Origin of the sequence: Sphingobium ummariense RL-3, from assembly GCF_000447205.1 — a bacterium.
Taxonomy (GTDB): Bacteria; Pseudomonadota; Alphaproteobacteria; order Sphingomonadales; family Sphingomonadaceae; genus Sphingobium; species Sphingobium ummariense.
Map to the genome: position 1 here is coordinate 52,699 of NZ_AUWY01000019.1, position 15,266 is coordinate 67,964.

16 protein-coding genes are annotated in these 15,266 nt (G+C 64.1%); all 16 read right to left on the reverse strand.

Going from position 1 to position 15,266, the window contains the following annotated elements; translation table 11 throughout:
- Nucleotides 1-15 precede the first annotated feature (15 nt).
- The gene (locus M529_RS25795; RefSeq protein WP_084490744.1) at nt 16-717 is read right to left on the reverse strand and encodes a biotin--[acetyl-CoA-carboxylase] ligase; all 702 of its coding nucleotides are present in this window, start codon (nt 715-717) and stop codon (nt 16-18) included.
- A complete protein-coding gene (gene nuoN / locus M529_RS25800) occupies nt 714-2,150 on the reverse strand; it encodes an NADH-quinone oxidoreductase subunit NuoN (RefSeq protein ID WP_021316165.1) in 1,437 nt (478 codons plus the stop codon). Before nuoN ends, M529_RS25795 begins: the two co-directional genes overlap by 4 nt.
- Complete coding sequence (locus tag M529_RS25805; protein WP_021316166.1) at nt 2,150-3,703, reverse strand: NADH-quinone oxidoreductase subunit M; 1,554 nt, start codon at nt 3,701-3,703, stop codon at nt 2,150-2,152. Before M529_RS25805 ends, nuoN begins: the two co-directional genes overlap by 1 nt.
- Nucleotides 3,703-5,802, reverse strand: coding sequence for an NADH-quinone oxidoreductase subunit L (gene nuoL, locus M529_RS25810; RefSeq protein ID WP_021316167.1), 2,100 nt, complete (start codon nt 5,800-5,802; stop codon nt 3,703-3,705). The genes M529_RS25805 and nuoL overlap by 1 nt, the downstream gene beginning before the upstream one ends.
- Before the next feature lie 115 nt (nt 5,803-5,917).
- Nucleotides 5,918-6,223 (reverse strand): NADH-quinone oxidoreductase subunit NuoK, encoded by a 306-nt coding sequence (gene nuoK / locus M529_RS25815; RefSeq protein ID WP_004211745.1) that lies wholly within the window; start codon nt 6,221-6,223, stop codon nt 5,918-5,920.
- Nucleotides 6,220-6,831 (reverse strand): NADH-quinone oxidoreductase subunit J, encoded by a 612-nt coding sequence (locus M529_RS25820; RefSeq protein WP_021316168.1) that lies wholly within the window; start codon nt 6,829-6,831, stop codon nt 6,220-6,222. Before M529_RS25820 ends, nuoK begins: the two co-directional genes overlap by 4 nt.
- A gap of 157 nt (nt 6,832-6,988) precedes the next feature.
- A complete protein-coding gene (gene nuoI / locus M529_RS25825) occupies nt 6,989-7,474 on the reverse strand; it encodes an NADH-quinone oxidoreductase subunit NuoI (protein ID WP_021316169.1) in 486 nt (161 codons plus the stop codon).
- A complete protein-coding gene (gene nuoH, locus M529_RS25830; RefSeq protein WP_021316170.1) occupies nt 7,471-8,520 on the reverse strand; it encodes an NADH-quinone oxidoreductase subunit NuoH in 1,050 nt (349 codons plus the stop codon). The genes nuoI and nuoH overlap by 4 nt, the downstream gene beginning before the upstream one ends.
- Nucleotides 8,520-8,654, reverse strand: coding sequence for a hypothetical protein (locus M529_RS50500; protein ID WP_021316171.1), 135 nt, complete (start codon nt 8,652-8,654; stop codon nt 8,520-8,522). The genes nuoH and M529_RS50500 overlap by 1 nt, the downstream gene beginning before the upstream one ends.
- Nucleotides 8,651-10,657 carry an NADH-quinone oxidoreductase subunit NuoG gene (gene nuoG / locus M529_RS25835; protein WP_031294014.1) on the reverse strand — a complete coding sequence of 669 codons (2,007 nt, stop codon included), beginning with the start codon at nt 10,655-10,657 and terminating at the stop codon, nt 8,651-8,653. The genes M529_RS50500 and nuoG overlap by 4 nt, the downstream gene beginning before the upstream one ends.
- On the reverse strand, nt 10,657-11,397 hold the full coding sequence (locus M529_RS48905) for a hypothetical protein (protein WP_152522498.1): 741 nt from the start codon (nt 11,395-11,397) through the stop codon (nt 10,657-10,659). Before M529_RS48905 ends, nuoG begins: the two co-directional genes overlap by 1 nt.
- On the reverse strand, nt 11,397-12,734 hold the full coding sequence (gene nuoF / locus M529_RS25840; RefSeq protein ID WP_021316173.1) for an NADH-quinone oxidoreductase subunit NuoF: 1,338 nt from the start codon (nt 12,732-12,734) through the stop codon (nt 11,397-11,399). Before nuoF ends, M529_RS48905 begins: the two co-directional genes overlap by 1 nt.
- Nucleotides 12,734-12,883 carry a hypothetical protein gene (locus M529_RS49955; RefSeq protein ID WP_021316174.1) on the reverse strand — a complete coding sequence of 50 codons (150 nt, stop codon included), beginning with the start codon at nt 12,881-12,883 and terminating at the stop codon, nt 12,734-12,736. The genes nuoF and M529_RS49955 overlap by 1 nt, the downstream gene beginning before the upstream one ends.
- A gap of 115 nt (nt 12,884-12,998) precedes the next feature.
- The gene (gene nuoE / locus M529_RS25845; RefSeq protein ID WP_021316175.1) at nt 12,999-13,667 is read right to left on the reverse strand and encodes an NADH-quinone oxidoreductase subunit NuoE; all 669 of its coding nucleotides are present in this window, start codon (nt 13,665-13,667) and stop codon (nt 12,999-13,001) included.
- Nucleotides 13,660-13,977 carry a hypothetical protein gene (locus M529_RS25850; RefSeq protein ID WP_021316176.1) on the reverse strand — a complete coding sequence of 106 codons (318 nt, stop codon included), beginning with the start codon at nt 13,975-13,977 and terminating at the stop codon, nt 13,660-13,662. The genes nuoE and M529_RS25850 overlap by 8 nt, the downstream gene beginning before the upstream one ends.
- Nucleotides 13,974-15,209, reverse strand: coding sequence for an NADH-quinone oxidoreductase subunit D (locus M529_RS25855; protein ID WP_021316177.1), 1,236 nt, complete (start codon nt 15,207-15,209; stop codon nt 13,974-13,976). The genes M529_RS25850 and M529_RS25855 overlap by 4 nt, the downstream gene beginning before the upstream one ends.
- Nucleotides 15,210-15,266: the final 57 nt, after the last annotated feature.

Below are 15,266 nucleotides of genomic sequence, written 5' to 3' on the forward strand. Positions count from 1 at the left end.
GCCCGTCCCCGGTCGTCAGATGAGATGGATATCGCCGGCATGAATGGCACGCGCGTCGCCATTCGCCAAGCGCAGGATGAGCGCGCCTTGCAGGTCGAGTGCCTCGAAGCGGCCCTCGATCACCGTACCGTCGGGCTGCGCGATCCGCATGGGCGTGCCGGGCGGATGGGCGTTGAGCAGCCAGTGCGTCCGCACCGGATCGATCCCCTGCGCGCGCCAGACCGCCAGCCAGTGCGCGAAGACCTCTGCCAGCCGCTCCAGCAACGCACCTGCGTCCGCTTCGGCGGCGCCCTGTGCGGCGAGGCTCGTCACCGGCCGGTCCAGCCCCTCGGGATGACCGGCGACATTGGCGCCGATCCCCACGACCACCGCATCCCCCGCACGCTCCAGCAGGATGCCGGCGATCTTGGCCCCGTCGACCAATATGTCGTTGGGCCATTTGATGCGGGCCTGTCCTGCGCACAGCGGGGCGACCAGCGCATGGACGGCATTGGCGGCCACCAGGGCCAGGCTGTGGGCGGGCGGATCGTCCGTCCTCACCCGCACCAGCGTCGAACAATGGAGGTTGCCGGCGGGGCTATCCCAGTTCCGCCCCATCCGGCCGCGGCCGCCGGTCTGCCGGCCGGCCCGCAACCAGCTTCCTTCCGCTATCCCCTGCCCCGCCAGCGCCAGCATGTCGGCGTTGGTGGAGCCGGTTTCCTCGACGAAGCGGATCAGAACAGCGACGCCGCCGCCGCCGCGCTCGCCCGGTCCAGCACGGGGTTGAGCAGATAGCCGAAGACGATCACCGCAGCGCAGGCCGCCATGATGACATTCTCGACCGCGCCGCCCTTCGCCTCATAGGCGGCGGCCGGCTCGTCGAAATAGATCGTCTTGATGATCTTCAGATAATAATAGGCGCCGATCACCGAAGCCGCGATGCCGAACGCCGCGAGCGCCGTCAGATTCGCCGCCACCGCCGCATCGAACACCAGGAACTTCGCCCAGAAGCCGAAGAGCGGCGGGATGCCGGCCATGGAGAACATGAAGATGGCGAAGGCGGCCGCCAGGCCCTTGCGGGACTGCGACAGGCCGGCAAGGCTGGCGATGCTCTCCACCGGATTGCCGTCGGCGTCGCGCATCTGCAGGATGCAGGCGAAGCCGCCGATCGTCATCACGACGTAGATCGCCATGTAGCTCATCGTCGCGGCCGCGCCGGCGGGCGTGCCGGCGGCCAGGCCGATCAGCGCGAAGCCGACATTGTTGATCGACGAATAGGCCATCAGGCGCTTGATGTTGGTCTGGCCGATCGCCGCGACCGCGCCGAAGACGATGGAGGCGAGCGCGACGAAGATCACGATCTGCTGCCAGTCCAGCCCGGCGGGGCCGAGCGCCTCGATCGCGACGCGGACGGTCAGGCCCATGGCCGCAACCTTGGGCGCGCTGCCGAAGAAGGCGGTAACCGGGGTCGGCGCGCCTTCGTACACGTCGGGCGTCCACATGTGGAACGGCACCGCGCTCATCTTGAAGGCAAGGCCCGCCAGCAGGAACACCATGCCGAACAGTTCGCCCTTGCCCACGCCGTCGCTCATCGCCACGGCGATGCCGTCGAACGAGGTCGTGCCGGTAAAGCCGTAGAGCAGCGCCGTGCCGTAGAGCAGGATGCCGCTCGCCAGCGATCCCAGCACGAAATATTTGAGGCCGGCTTCGGACGAACGCTCGTCCTGCCGCATGAAGCTGGCGAGGACATAGGCGGCAAGGCTCTGCATCTCCAGCCCGACATAGAGCGTCAGAAGGTCGCCGGCCGAAACCATCATGCCCATGCCGATGCTGCTGAACAGGATCAGCACCGGATATTCGGCGCGCAGCGCGCCGCCGGCAAGGAAGTAGCGGGGGGCGAGCAGGATCGCCGCCGCCGCGGCCGCATAGATCAGCGCCTTGGCATAGACGGAGAAGGCATCGGCCCGCACCAGCCCGTCAAAGGCGTCCGGCCCGTGCGCCAGCGAGCAGGCTAGCGCCGCGCCCGCCATGGCGAGGGTCAGCACCGACAGCCAGTTGACGACCTGGGTCATGCGGTCGCCGCCAAAGGCAGCCACCAGCATCAGCGCCAGCCCGCCGACCGTCAGAATCAGTTCCGGCAGCACGGCCAGAAGGGAAGCGTGGTCGATCATCAGTGCGCCTCCCCGTGCGCGGATACTTCTTCATGATGTGCATCCCCGGCAGGACGAGGCGCACCCATCTTGATCTTGGAGTCACCCGCCGGCGCGGCAGGGGCGAGGCGCGCTTCGAGCGCGCGGATGTCCGGTCGCATCGGCGCCAGGAAGCTTTCGGGATAGACGCCCATCCACAGCACCGCGGCGGCGATCGGTGCCAGCAGCCAGACTTCCCGCATCGACAGGTCGGGCATGGCGGCCGCGTCGGCGTTCTTCTGCTCGCCATAGGCGATGCGACGGTAGAGGTAGAGCATGTATGCCGCGCCCAGGATGATGCCCGTGGTGCAGACCAGCGCCACCCAGCTCGACGCCTGGTAGATGCCCATCAGCGACAGGAATTCGCCGACGAAGTTGCTGGTGCCCGGCAGGCCGACCGACGCCATGGTGAACAGCAGGAACAGCACCGCATATTTCGGCATGTTGATGGCCAGGCCGCCATAGCGGCTGATCTCGCGCGTGTGCAGCCGGTCGTAGATCACGCCGACGCACAGGAACAGCGCGCCCGACACCAGGCCGTGGCCCAGCATCACCATCATCGCGCCCTCGATGCCCGCCTGGTTGAACGCGAACAGGCCGACCGTCACGATCGCCATGTGCGCGACCGAGGAATAAGCGATCAGCTTCTTCATGTCGCTCTGCACCAGCGCGACGAGGCTGGTATAGACCACCGCGACCATCGACAGCCCCCAGATCAGCCAGGCAAGCTGCGAGGACGCTTCCGGAAACATCGGGAGCGAGAAGCGGATGAAGCCGTATCCGCCCATCTTCAGCAGCACGCCCGCCAGAATGACCGAACCGGCGGTCGGCGCCTGCACGTGCGCGTCGGGCAGCCAGGTGTGGACCGGCCACATCGGCATCTTCACCGCGAAGCTGGCGAAGAAGGCCAGGAACAGCCAGGTCTGGACATGCGGGTCGAAGTTGTAGGCCATCAGCGTCGGGATGTCGGTCGTCCCGGCTTCATGCACCATCCACATCATCGCGATCAGCATCAGCACGGAGCCGAGCAGCGTGTAGAGGAAGAATTTGTAGCTGGCGTAGATGCGGTCCGCACCGCCCCAGATGCCGATGATCAGGTACATCGGGATCAGGCCGGCTTCGAACATCACGTAGAAGAGGTAGAGATCCTGCGCCGCGAAGACGCCGATCATCAGCACCTCCATGAACAGGAAGGCGGCCATATATTCGCCGACCCGCTTCTCGATCGCCTGCCAGCTCGCACCGATGCAGATCGGCATCAGGAACACGGTGAGCGCGATCAGCATCAGCGCGATGCCGTCGATGCCCAGCGCCCAGGCGAAGCGCCCGAAGATCGGATAATATTCCTGGAACTGCCACTGTGCGCCGCCGCTCGACTGGTCGAAGCTGACCCACAGCAGGATGCCCAGGGCCAGGTCGATCAGGGTCGCGCCCAGCGCAATCCAGCGGGCGGCGTTCGCGCCTGCAAAAAGACAGGCGATGGCCCCCGCCATCGGCACTGCCATCATCAGCGAAAGGATGGGGAAGCCGTCCATTATCGTGTCATCGCCCAGGTTGCAGCCGCGGCGAGGCCGATCAGCATCACCAGCGCGTAAGTGTAGAGATAGCCGGATTGCAGCCGGCGCGTGACCTTGCCGCCCTGCACGACCAGCGCGGCCAGCCCGTTCGGACCGAAGCGGTCGATGAAGCCGATGTCACCGAACTTCCAGAAGAAGCGGCCGATGGCAAAGGCGGGCTTTACGAAGAGCACATTGTAGAGCTCGTCGAAATACCATTTGTTCAGCAGGAACTGATACAGCGCGCCGAACTGCGAGACGAAGCGCCGCGGCCAGTCGGTATTCTTGATGTAGCTCAGCCATGCGATCAGCAGGCCGGTCAGCATCACCGTGAACGGCCCGAACTTGACCCAGGTCGGCACTTCGTGCGCGGCGTGCATCAGGTGGCTGTCGAATGCCAGCGACCCCTTCCAGAACTCGATGCCGCCCTCGGGCCCGATGAACTGGTCGTGGAAGAGGAAGCCGGCGAACACCGCGCCCAGGCTCAGCACCACCAGCGGGACCAGCATGACCCAGGGGCTTTCATGCGGATGATAGCCGCCGGTGCCGGCGGGCAGCGCATGGGCGTCCGCCTCATGCCCGTGCGGCTCATGGCCGGCATCTTCCTGCGCCGGGGCATTGTCGTGCTCCGATCCATGGCCGTGCGTGGCATGATCGTCATGCCCATGGCCGTGCGCGTCGTGCAGCGCGTGCTGGATATGCTCGGACGCAGCCCAGCGCGGCTTGCCGAAGAAGGTCAGGAACACCAGCCGCCAGCTGTAGAAGCTGGTCAGCAGCGCCGCGAACACGCCGACATAATAGGCGCCGACGCCCGAGCCGCCCGAGGCGAAGGCCGCTTCGAGAATGCCGTCCTTGGAATAGAAGCCCGCAAAGCCATAGCCGATCAGCGGCAGGCCGACGCCGGTGATGGCGAGCGTGCCGAGCGTCATCGTCCAGAAGGTGATCGGGATCTCCTTCCGCAGGCCGCCATAATAGCGCATGTCCTGCTCATGGTGCATCGCGTGGATGACCGATCCTGCGCCCAGGAACAGCAGCGCCTTGAAGAAGGCGTGGGTGAAGAGGTGGAACATCGCCGCGCCATAGGCGCCGACGCCCGCCGCGAAGAACATGTAGCCCAGCTGCGAACAGGTCGAATAGGCGATGACGCGCTTGATGTCGTTCTGCACCGTGCCGACCGTCGCCGCGAACAGACAGGTCGCCGCGCCGATGAAGGTGACGAAGCCCAGCGCCGTCGGGCTGGTCTCGAACATCGGCGACAGGCGGCACACCATGAACACGCCGGCGGTCACCATCGTCGCCGCATGGATCAGCGCCGACACGGGGGTCGGGCCTTCCATCGCGTCGGGCAGCCAGGTGTGGAGGCCCAGCTGCGCCGACTTGCCCATGGCGCCGACGAACAGCAGCAGGCAGAGCACCGTCATCGTGTCGAAGCGATGGCCCAGGAACCCGATGGTCGACCCCGCCATCGACGGCGCGGCCTCCAGTATCTCCGGGATGGAGATGGTGTTGAACACCAGATAGGTGCCGAAAATCCCCATCATGAAGCCGAGGTCGCCGACGCGGTTGACCACGAACGCCTTGATCGCGGCGGCATTTGCCGAGGGCTTGCGGAACCAGAAACCGATGAGGAGGTAGGAGGCGAGGCCGACGCCTTCCCAGCCGAAGAACATCTGCAGCAGGTTGTTCGCCGTCACGAGCATCAGCATCGCGAAGGTGAAGAGCGAGAGATAGGCGAAGAAGCGCGGCTGGTCCGGCTCCTCCTCCATATAGCCCCAGCTGTAGAGGTGGACGAGGCTCGACACGCTGGTGATCACCACCAGCATGACCGCCGTCATCGTGTCCACGCGCAGCGCCCACTGGGCGTCGAAGCTGCCGCTTTCGATCCAGGTGAAGAGCGGCGCGACGGTCGCTTCGGCGTGACCGGTCAGGAAGCTGATGAAGATCGGCCAGGACATGGCGCAGCTGGCGAACAGCGCGCCGGTGGTGACGATCTTCGCCGGCAGCTTGCCCAGCGCCTTGTTGCCAAGGCCGGCGATGGCTGCGGCGAGCAGCGGAAGAAGGACGATAAGCTGGATCACAGAGTTACACCCCCTTCGTCATCCCAGCGAAAGCTGGGATCCCACTTTTCTTCCGCCGAGACAGAAGAAGAGAGATGCCAGCTTCCGCTGGCATGACGGATATCATTCTCGCGCATCAGCCCTTCATCCGGTTGACGTCGTCGACGGCGATGGTGCCGCGACCGCGGAAGTAGATGACGAGGATGGCAAGGCCGATGGCCGCCTCACCCGCCGCGACGGTCAGCACGAACATGCTGAACACCTGCCCCACCAGATCGCCCAGGAAGGCGCTGAAGGCGACCAGGTTGATGTTCACGCTCAGGAGGATCAGCTCGATCGCCATCAGGATGATGATGACGTTCTTGCGGTTGATGAAGATGCCCAGCACCCCCATCACGAACAGGATCGCGCTGACGACCATGTAATGCTGAAGGCCGATCACAGCTCCACCCCCTGCCCCACGGGCTGATTGACGTTGCGCACTGCGTCCTCGGGACGACGGCGGTTCTGCTTCGCGATGTTCTGCGGCCGCACGCCGCCACGGGCGCGGTGGGTCAGCACGATGGCGCCGATCATGGCGACCAGCAGCACGATGCCCGCGGCTTCGAACAGGAAGATGTAGCGGGTGTAGAGCAACGCGCCGATCGCCTGGATGTTCGACATCTCGGGATTGACCGGCGCCGCGCGCTGCGCCAGCTCGATCGGTCCGGCGCTCCACAGGCCAATGCCCAGCACGATCTCGGCCAGCAGCACCAGCGCGATCAGCAGGCCGAAGGGCAGATAGTCGACGAAGCCGGCACGCAGCTCGGCGAAATCGATGTCCAGCATCATGACCACGAACAGGAACAGCACCGCGACCGCGCCGACATAGACGATGACCAGCAGCATGGCGATGAACTCGGCGCCCAGCAGCACCATCAGGCCCGCCGCGTTGAAGAACGCCAGGATCAGCCACAGCACCGAATGGACCGGGTTACGCGACAGGATCGTCAGCGCGCCGCTGCACACCACGATCGCGGCGAACAGGTAAAAGGCGATTACATGGATCATTGGATTTGCTCGGCCCCTTTACCCTCTACCCCGTTCATCCTGAGTAGCCGCTGAGCCTGTCGAAGCGGCGTATCGAAGGACGCGCGCAGGGCCACAAGCCCTCGACAAGCTCGGTCCTTGCTCAGGCCGAACGGATGGGGGATATTTCGCACGCCCATTACCGATAAGGCGCATCGGCGGCAAGGTTCGCAGCGATGGCGCGCTCCCACTTGTCCCCGTTCTCGAGAAGCTTGGCCTTGTCGTAGATCAGCTCCTCGCGCGTTTCGGTTGCGAACTCGAAATTCGGCCCCTCGACGATGGCATCCACCGGGCAGGCTTCCTGGCAGAAGCCGCAATAGATGCACTTGGTCATGTCGATGTCGTAGCGCGTGGTGCGGCGGCTGCCATCGTCGCGCGGCTGCGCCTCGATGGTGATCGCCTGCGCCGGGCACACCGCCTCGCACAGCTTGCACGCGATGCAGCGCTCTTCCCCGTTGGGATAGCGGCGCAGCGCATGCTCGCCCCGGAAACGCGGCGAGATCGGGTTCTTCTCATAGGGATAGTTGATCGTCGCCTTGGGCTTGAAGAAATACTTCAAGGTCAGCCAGTGCGCCTTCACGAACTCCCAGAGGGTGAACGACTTGACGTAATATCCGAGGCTCATTGTGCGCCTCCATAGCGCGTCAGCATGAGGAAGCCCGACACCAGGAACACGAACAGCAGCGAGGTCGGCAGGAAGATCTTCCAGCCCAGCCGCATCAGCTGGTCGTAGCGGTAGCGGGGCACCGTCGCCTTCACCCAGGAGAAGACGAAGAAGAAGAACAGGATCTTGGCGAACAGCCAGAGGATGCCGGGCACCCAATAGAGCGGCGCCCAGTCCACCGGCGGCAGGTAACCGCCCCAGAACAGGATGGCGTTGAGCGCACACATCAGGATGACATTGGCATATTCGCCCAGCCAGTAGAGCGCGAAGGCCATGGACGAATATTCGGTCTGGTAACCCGCGACCAGTTCGCTCTCCGCTTCGGTCAGGTCGAAGGGTGCGCGCGCCGTTTCCGCCATGGCACTGATCAGGAACATGATCGCCATCGGGAAGAGCAGCGGGTTGAAGCCGTTGCCGTTGAGGAAGCCGTAATAGCCCTTCTGGCTCTCCACGATCGTCGTCAGGTTAAAGCTGCCGGCCCACAGCACAACGCAGATCAGGATGAAACCGATCGAGACTTCATAGCTGATCATCTGCGCGCTGGCGCGGATCGCGGAATAGAAGGGATATTTGGAGTTGGACGCCCAGCCTGCCAGCACGATGCCGTACACGCCCAGCGAGCTGATCGCGAGGATGTAGAGCAGGCCGACATTGATGTTCGCCAGCACCACGCCGACCTGGAACGGCACCACCGCCCAGGCCATCAGCGCCACCGTGAAGGTGATGATCGGCGCGATGATGAACAGCGTCTTGTTCGCCGCCGACGGGATGATGGTTTCCTGCAGGAAGACCTTCAGGCCGTCCGCGAAGGACTGGAGCAGACCGAAGGGGCCGACGACATTGGGGCCGCGGCGCAGCGCCATCGCCGCCCAGATCTTGCGGTCGGCATAGATGATCATCGCGACCGCCAGCATGACCGGCAGCGCGATCAGCAGGATGCCGATGATGGTCGACAGGAACCAGGCGCCTTCGAAGGGAACGCCGAGATTTTGGAAGAAGGCGGTCATTATTCCTGAACCTCGAAACCGTTCGGGCTGAGCTTGTCGAAGCCCTCGCCTGAACGAAGTGAAGGCACCTCGCTTCGCTCGGCGGAGCCCTTCGACAGGCTCAGGGCGAACGGAGTGGTGATTTTCGACATCATTCCGCCGCCTCCGCGAAGGTCTCGCCATGGACCAGCTCGGCCGAGCATTGCTGCATCGTCGGGCTGGCGCGGCAGATGGCGTTGGTAAGGTAGAAATCCTTGATCGGCGAACCGAATGCGCCGCTCGCGCCGGTCGGAAGCGACGGGACGGACCAGCCGTAATCGACCAGGCCCTCGACGCCCAGCGCCGGGACCGCCGCGAACATGGCGGCCCGCAGCGCGTCGAAGCTGTCGAACGGCAGGGTCGCGCCCATGGCGTCGGACAGGGCACGCAGGATCGACCAGTCCTCGCGGGCGTCGCCCGGCGCGAACACGGCCTTCTCGCCGCGCTGCACCCGGCCTTCCAGGTTTACGTAAGTGCCCGCCTTCTCGGCATAGCTCGCGCCCGGCAGGATCACGTCCGCCGCATGCGCGCCCTTGTCGCCATGATGGCCGATATAGACCTTGAAGCTGCCCTCGAACGCCGCATAGTCCACCTCGTCGGCGCCCAGAGAGAACAGCAGCTTCGGCTTGGCCGCGGCCATCGCCTTGATGCCGCCGTCCATCGCAAAGCCGAGCATCAGGGCGCCCATGCGCGCCGCCGCGAAGTGCAGCAGATTATATCCGTTCCAGCCCTCTTTCACGAGGCCCAACGTCTCGACCAGCGCCAGCGTGTCGCCATGCGCGCCGTCGACCGCCAGCACCCCGCCGCCCACGATCATCGCGGGACGCGCGGCCTTGCCGAACGCCTCGACCACCGCCTGCGGCAGCTTGCCGAGGAGGCTCGCGTCATTGCCCAGCCATTCGACCTTGTAGGTCAGGTCGACCTCGGGGCCGACGGCAAAGACCTTCGCGCCCTTCTTGATCGCCTTGCGGATGCGCGTGTTCACCAGCGGCGCTTCCCAGCGCAGGTTGGTGCCGACCAGCAGGATGGCGTCCGCCGTCTCCAGCTCGGCGAGCGGCGTGTTGAACACCACCGCCGACAGGCTCGACACGTCATAGGCCATGCCGGTCTGGCGGCCTTCCAGCATCGTGCCGCCCAGCTTCTCGACCAGCGCCTTGCCCGCGAACATGGTCTCGCAATCGAGCAGGTCGCCCGCGATGGCCGCCACGCTGCCGCCATGCTGCACGGCCGCGATCGCCGCAAACGCCTCGGCCCAGGTCGCGGGGACCAGCTTGCCGTCCTTGCGGACATAGGGCCTGTCGAGCCGCTTGCGCACCAGACCGTCGACATTGTGCCGGGTCTTGTCGCTCGCCCACTCCTCGTTCACGTCGTCATTGATGCGCGGCACCGCGCGCAGCACCTGGCGGCCGCGGCTGTCGAGGCGGATATTGGTGCCCAGCGCGTCCATGACGTCGATCGCCGGGGTCTTCTTCAGCTCCCAGGGCCGCGCCTCGAACGCATAGGGCTTCGACGTCAGCGCGCCGACCGGGCAGAGGTCGACCACGTTTCCGGACAGCTCGCTCTTGGCGGCATGTTCCAGATAGGTGGTGATCTGCATGTTCTCGCCGCGATAGATCGCGCCGATTTCCGGCACGCCCGCGACTTCCTCGGCAAAGCGCACGCAGCGGGTGCACTGGATGCAGCGGGTCATGACCGTCTTGACGATCGGCCCCATATATTTCTCGGTCACCGCCCGCTTGTTCTCGTCGAAACGGCTGGCGCCCTTGCCATAGGCGACCGACTGGTCCTGCAGGTCGCACTCGCCGCCCTGGTCGCAGATCGGGCAGTCGAGCGGGTGGTTGATGAGCAGGAACTCCATCACCCCCTCGCGCGCCTTCTTCACCATCAGGCTGTCGGTGCGGATCTCCTGCCCCTCGGCCGCCGGCAACGCGCACGAAGCCTGCGGCTTGGGCGGTCCGGGCTTCACCTCGACCAGGCACATGCGGCAATTGCCCGCGATGCTCAGGCGCTCATGATAGCAGAATCGCGGAATTTCCTTCCCCGCCATCTCGCACGCCTGCAGGACGGTAGCGCCCGCCGGGACTTCGATCTCTTGACCGTCTACTTTGACCTTCGGCATCAGTTAACCTTCGGCGTTTTTACACTAGCCCCGGTCGGCGCACCGGCGAGGCGATAGAAATTCACGGCCAGCGTTCCGCGGGCGTTCTGACGACTTAATGCGACCTCGCCATCCCCCAGGCAAAGGCCGAAGGGTTCCTTGAGCGCTTCGAAAGCCCTTTGCTCATCTTGTGAAGACGGCTCGGCAAGGAGCAGGGTGTGGACAGCGGTCGGATCGCGACGCACGACACATTCCCCCCACTGTGCCAAAATATGAAATGCATCGATACTCGCCTGAATTTCAGCTGGATCGATCGGTTTCTCGGGTACGGGGGCCCTTCTTTTGTTCACCGCAGCCAGCACTAATTCTGGCTTACGATGATCTAACGGCGGACGCGAAGCAAAATCCCATGTTCCTACCGTAGCATAATCCCTGCGCACCAATGCTTCGGCAATCGCGTAGAGAGGGGTGTCTCCCGGAAATGCAACACCATACCGTTCCGGCCCCATCGACAATCCGATGAGACAATCCGGATCGAACAGCTTGGGCGCTTGCTGCGATAACGATTGGCGATGAATATCCGCCAATATTACGCCGCGTGATAATGCAGCATTGCGTCCGACAATGCATTCGCCGTACTTCTTAACAGTCTCCCGGGTCCGGGAAGCGCTGAATGCGCTCTGTTCCTGTGCATAAGCAGGAATAGAACCCATCACCAAAAGAGCGCAGGCGACAGCGGTATTGCGGACGCGGTCCAACATTACTCCGCCGCCTCCATCACCGGCGCGCCACGCTCGATGATCCGCCGCTCGATCTCGGGGCGGAAATGGCGGATCAGGCCCTGGATCGGCCAGGCCGCCGCGTCGCCCAGCGCACAGATGGTGTGGCCTTCGACCTGCTTGGTGACTTCCTGCAGCATGTCGATCTCGGAAATGTCCGCCTCGCCGCTGCGCAGCCGCTCCATCACGCGCCACATCCAGCCCGTGCCTTCGCGGCAGGGCGTGCACTGACCGCAGCTCTCATGCTTGTAGAAATAGGAGAGCCGCGAAATGGCGCGGACGATGTCGGTGGACTTGTCCATCACGATCACGGCGGCGGTGCCCAGGCCCGAACCCAGCGCGCGCAGCCCGTCGAAGTCCATCGGCGCGTCCATGATCTGCGCGGCCGGCACCAGCGGCACCGAGGAGCCGCCCGGGATCACCGCCAGCAGATTGTCCCAGCCGCCACGGATGCCGCCGCAATGCCGGTCGATCAGTTCCTTGAACGGGATGCCCATCGATTCCTCGACCACGCAGGGCTTGTTCACATGCCCGCTGATCTGGAACAGCTTGGTGCCCTTGTTGTTGTCCCGGCCGAAGCTGGCGAACCATTCGGGCGATCGGCGCAGGATCGTCGGCGCGACCGCGATGCTCTCCACATTGTTCACCGTCGTCGGGCAGCCATAGAGGCCCGCGCCCGCCGGGAAAGGCGGCTTCAAGCGCGGCTGGCCCTTCTTGCCTTCCAGGCTCTCGATCTGCGCGGTTTCCTCGCCGCAGATATAGGCGCCAGCGCCGCGATGGACGAACACGTCGAAATCATAGCCCGACCCGCAAGCATTCTTGCCCAGGAAACCCTTGGCATAGGCCTGCTCGACGGCGGCGAAGAGCACCTTCGCTTCGTAGATGAACTCGCCGCGGATATAGATGTACGCCGCGCGCGCCCGCATCGCGAAGCCGGCGACCAGCGCGCCCTCGATCAGCTTGTGCGGATCATGGCGGATGATCTCGCGGTCCTTGCACGAACCCGGCTCGGATTCGTCGGCGTTGATGACCAGGAAGCTCGGGCGGCCGTCCTTGCTTTCCTTGGGCATGAAGCTCCACTTCATGCCGGTCGGGAAGCCCGCGCCGCCGCGGCCGCGCAGGCCCGACGCCTTGATGCGGTCGATGATCGTGTCCTGGCCGATGTCCAGCAGCGCCTTGGTATTGTCCCAGTCGCCGCGCTTCATCGCCGCGTCTATGCCCCAGTCCTGGAAGCCGTAGACGTTGGTGAAGATACGGTCCTTGTCCTCCAGCGGGCCGACGAACGGCGGCGGAGCGGCGGGCGCGGTGTCTTCGGCCATTATCGGCCCTTTCCGATCAGTTTTTCAGCAACGAAATAGGCGAGCACGGCCACCGCCAGCCCAAGGACCAGCCCCAGCACCGCGCCCAGGATCTTGAGCGCGACGATGAAGACGATGATCGCCAGGATGATGGAGACGAGCGCGCTCATGCCTGCCCATCCCCTTCCGTCATGCCAGCGAAGGCTGGCATCTCACTGCCCCTTTTCGCAACGCCGAAGAAAAGAGAGATCCCAGCCTTCGCTGGGATGACGGGATTGGTACGTATCACGCCCACTCCCCCCGATAGTCGTGGTTTTCCGTGACCATCTCTTTCAGCGTCGTCGGACCGCCCTCGGGGCAGCTGGTCTGGCGGTCGATCTGCGGGCCGATCTTCGGCTGCTTGCCGGCGGCCAGGTCGTCCAGGATCGCGCCCATGCTGTCGTAGGTCAGGTCTTCGAAATTGTCGTCGTTGATCTGGACCATCGGTGCGTTGGCGCAGGCGCCCAGGCATTCGACCTCGGTCAGGGTGAACAGGCCGTCGGGCGTGGTCGCGCCCTTCACCAGCCCCTTGTTCTTGCAGGCCGCGAACACATCGTCGGAGCCGCGCAACATGCAGGGCGTCGTGCCGCACACCTGCACATGATAGCGGCCGACCGGCGCCAGGTTGTACATGGTGTAGAAGGTCGCGACCTCATAGACGCGCATGTACGGCATATCGAGCTGGCGGGCGATATATTCCATCACCGGCACGGGCAGCCAGCCCTGCGTCTGCGTCTCCGCGCCGACCTGCCGCTGGGCAAGGTCGAGCAGCGGCATCACCGCGGACTGCTGGCGACCGGCGGGATAGCGGGCGATAACCTTCTCGGCCTGCGCGGCATTCTCTTCCGTCCACGCAAACGCGCCCCAGCGCGCGCGGGTTTCGGCTTCGTCGGGAATATGGGGTGCGTCAGCCATTCTTATCCTCGCCGCGAAGAAAGAGAAAACCCATACCTAACAGTCCCAATCCAAATCCACCTGCGGATGCAGTGCCATATTCGGTGCTAAATGTCCCCATGAGCCACGCGAAGACAAATCCGCCGATCAGAAAGCCGAGACTGACAACGCCCGTCTCTCTTTCGTTGAAATGCGATCCAGCAATTACCGAAAACACAAACCCAACGAAAACGCACATCGCCAACGACATGAAGAAGGAATACGCATAAGGGTGAGCCATGTCAGACGTGGCGCCGGAAAACTCTCTGACAATCGAGCGCGAAGCACTCACCGGTCACACTCCCCGAACACGATATCCATCGCGCCCAGCACGGCGGTTGTGTCGGCCAACATGTGACCCTTCATCATGAAGTCCATCGCCTGCAAATGCGAGAAGGCCGTGGGCCGGATCTTGCAGCGATAGGGCTTGTTGCTGCCGTCAGCGACCAGATAGACGCCGAATTCGCCCTTGGGGCTTTCTGTCGCCACATAGACCTCACCGGCGGGCACGTGGAAGCCCTCGGTGTAGAGCTTGAAGTGGTGGATCAGCGCTTCCATCGATCGCTTCATCTCGCCGCGTTTTGGCGGCACCACCTTGCGGTCGAAGCTGGCGATCGGCCCTTCCGGCATTTCGTTCAGGCACTGCTTCATGATCCGCGCGGACTGGCGGACTTCCTCGACACGCACCATGAACCGGTCGTAGCAGTCGAAATTGGTGCCGACCGGGACGTCGAAGTCCATCCGGTCATAGACATCATAGGGCTGCGCCTTGCGGATATCCCACGGAATACCCGACCCACGGATCATCGGGCCGGAAAAGCCCCATTTCAGCGCGTCTTCCTTGGAGACCACGGCGATGTCGACATTGCGCTGCTTGAAGATGCGGTTGTCCGCAACCAGCGAAATCGCATCCTCGAACAGGCGCGGCAGGCGCGTGTCGAGCCAGTCGGCGATGTCGGTCAGCAGCTTCAGCGGCACGTCCTGATGCACCCCGCCCGGCCGGAAATAGGCGCTGTGCATCCGCGCGCCCGACGCGCGCTCGAAGAAGTTGAGGCAGTCCTCGCGGATTTCGAACAGCCACAGGTTCGGCGTCATCGCGCCCACGTCCATCACATGCGACCCGAGGTTCAGCATGTGGTTGCAGATGCGGGTCAGCTCCGCGAAGAACACGCGCAGATATTGCGCGCGCAGCGGCACTTCCAGGTTCAGCAGCTTCTCGACCGCCAGAACGTAGCTATGCTCCATGCCGAGCGGCGAACAATAGTCGAGCCGGTCGAAATAGGGCAAAGCCTGCAAATAGGTCTTGTACTCGATCAGCTTCTCGGTGCCGCGATGCAGCAGCCCGACATGCGGGTCGCAGCGCTCGACGATCTCGCCGTCCAGCTCCATGACGAGACGCAGCACGCCATGCGCCGCCGGATGCTGCGGACCGAAGTTGATCGTGTAGTTCTGGATCTCCGTATCGCCGTACGTCGGATCGTCGGCGTTGATCTCATGATCCAGCTTTTCGAGATAGTCAGACATGCTTCACCATCCGGGCACATACTGCCGTCATCCCAGCGAAAGCTGGGATCTCACTGC

Coding starts and splice junctions, on each gene's coding strand:
- nuoN (WP_021316165.1), bottom strand. CDS start 2,150: ATGATCGACCACGCTTCCCTTCTGGCCGTGCTGCCGGAACTGATTCTG.
- M529_RS25805 (WP_021316166.1), bottom strand. CDS start 3,703: ATGGACGGCTTCCCCATCCTTTCGCTGATGATGGCAGTGCCGATGGCG.
- M529_RS25820 (WP_021316168.1), bottom strand. CDS start 6,831: ATGATCCATGTAATCGCCTTTTACCTGTTCGCCGCGATCGTGGTGTGC.
- nuoI (WP_021316169.1), bottom strand. CDS start 7,474: ATGAGCCTCGGATATTACGTCAAGTCGTTCACCCTCTGGGAGTTCGTG.
- nuoH (WP_021316170.1), bottom strand. CDS start 8,520: ATGACCGCCTTCTTCCAAAATCTCGGCGTTCCCTTCGAAGGCGCCTGG.
- M529_RS50500 (WP_021316171.1), bottom strand. CDS start 8,654: ATGATGTCGAAAATCACCACTCCGTTCGCCCTGAGCCTGTCGAAGGGC.
- nuoG (WP_031294014.1), bottom strand. CDS start 10,657: ATGCCGAAGGTCAAAGTAGACGGTCAAGAGATCGAAGTCCCGGCGGGC.
- M529_RS48905 (WP_152522498.1), bottom strand. CDS start 11,397: ATGTTGGACCGCGTCCGCAATACCGCTGTCGCCTGCGCTCTTTTGGTG.
- nuoF (WP_021316173.1), bottom strand. CDS start 12,734: ATGGCCGAAGACACCGCGCCCGCCGCTCCGCCGCCGTTCGTCGGCCCG.
- M529_RS49955 (WP_021316174.1), bottom strand. CDS start 12,883: ATGAGCGCGCTCGTCTCCATCATCCTGGCGATCATCGTCTTCATCGTC.
- nuoE (WP_021316175.1), bottom strand. CDS start 13,667: ATGGCTGACGCACCCCATATTCCCGACGAAGCCGAAACCCGCGCGCGC.
- M529_RS25855 (WP_021316177.1), bottom strand. CDS start 15,209: ATGTCTGACTATCTCGAAAAGCTGGATCATGAGATCAACGCCGACGAT.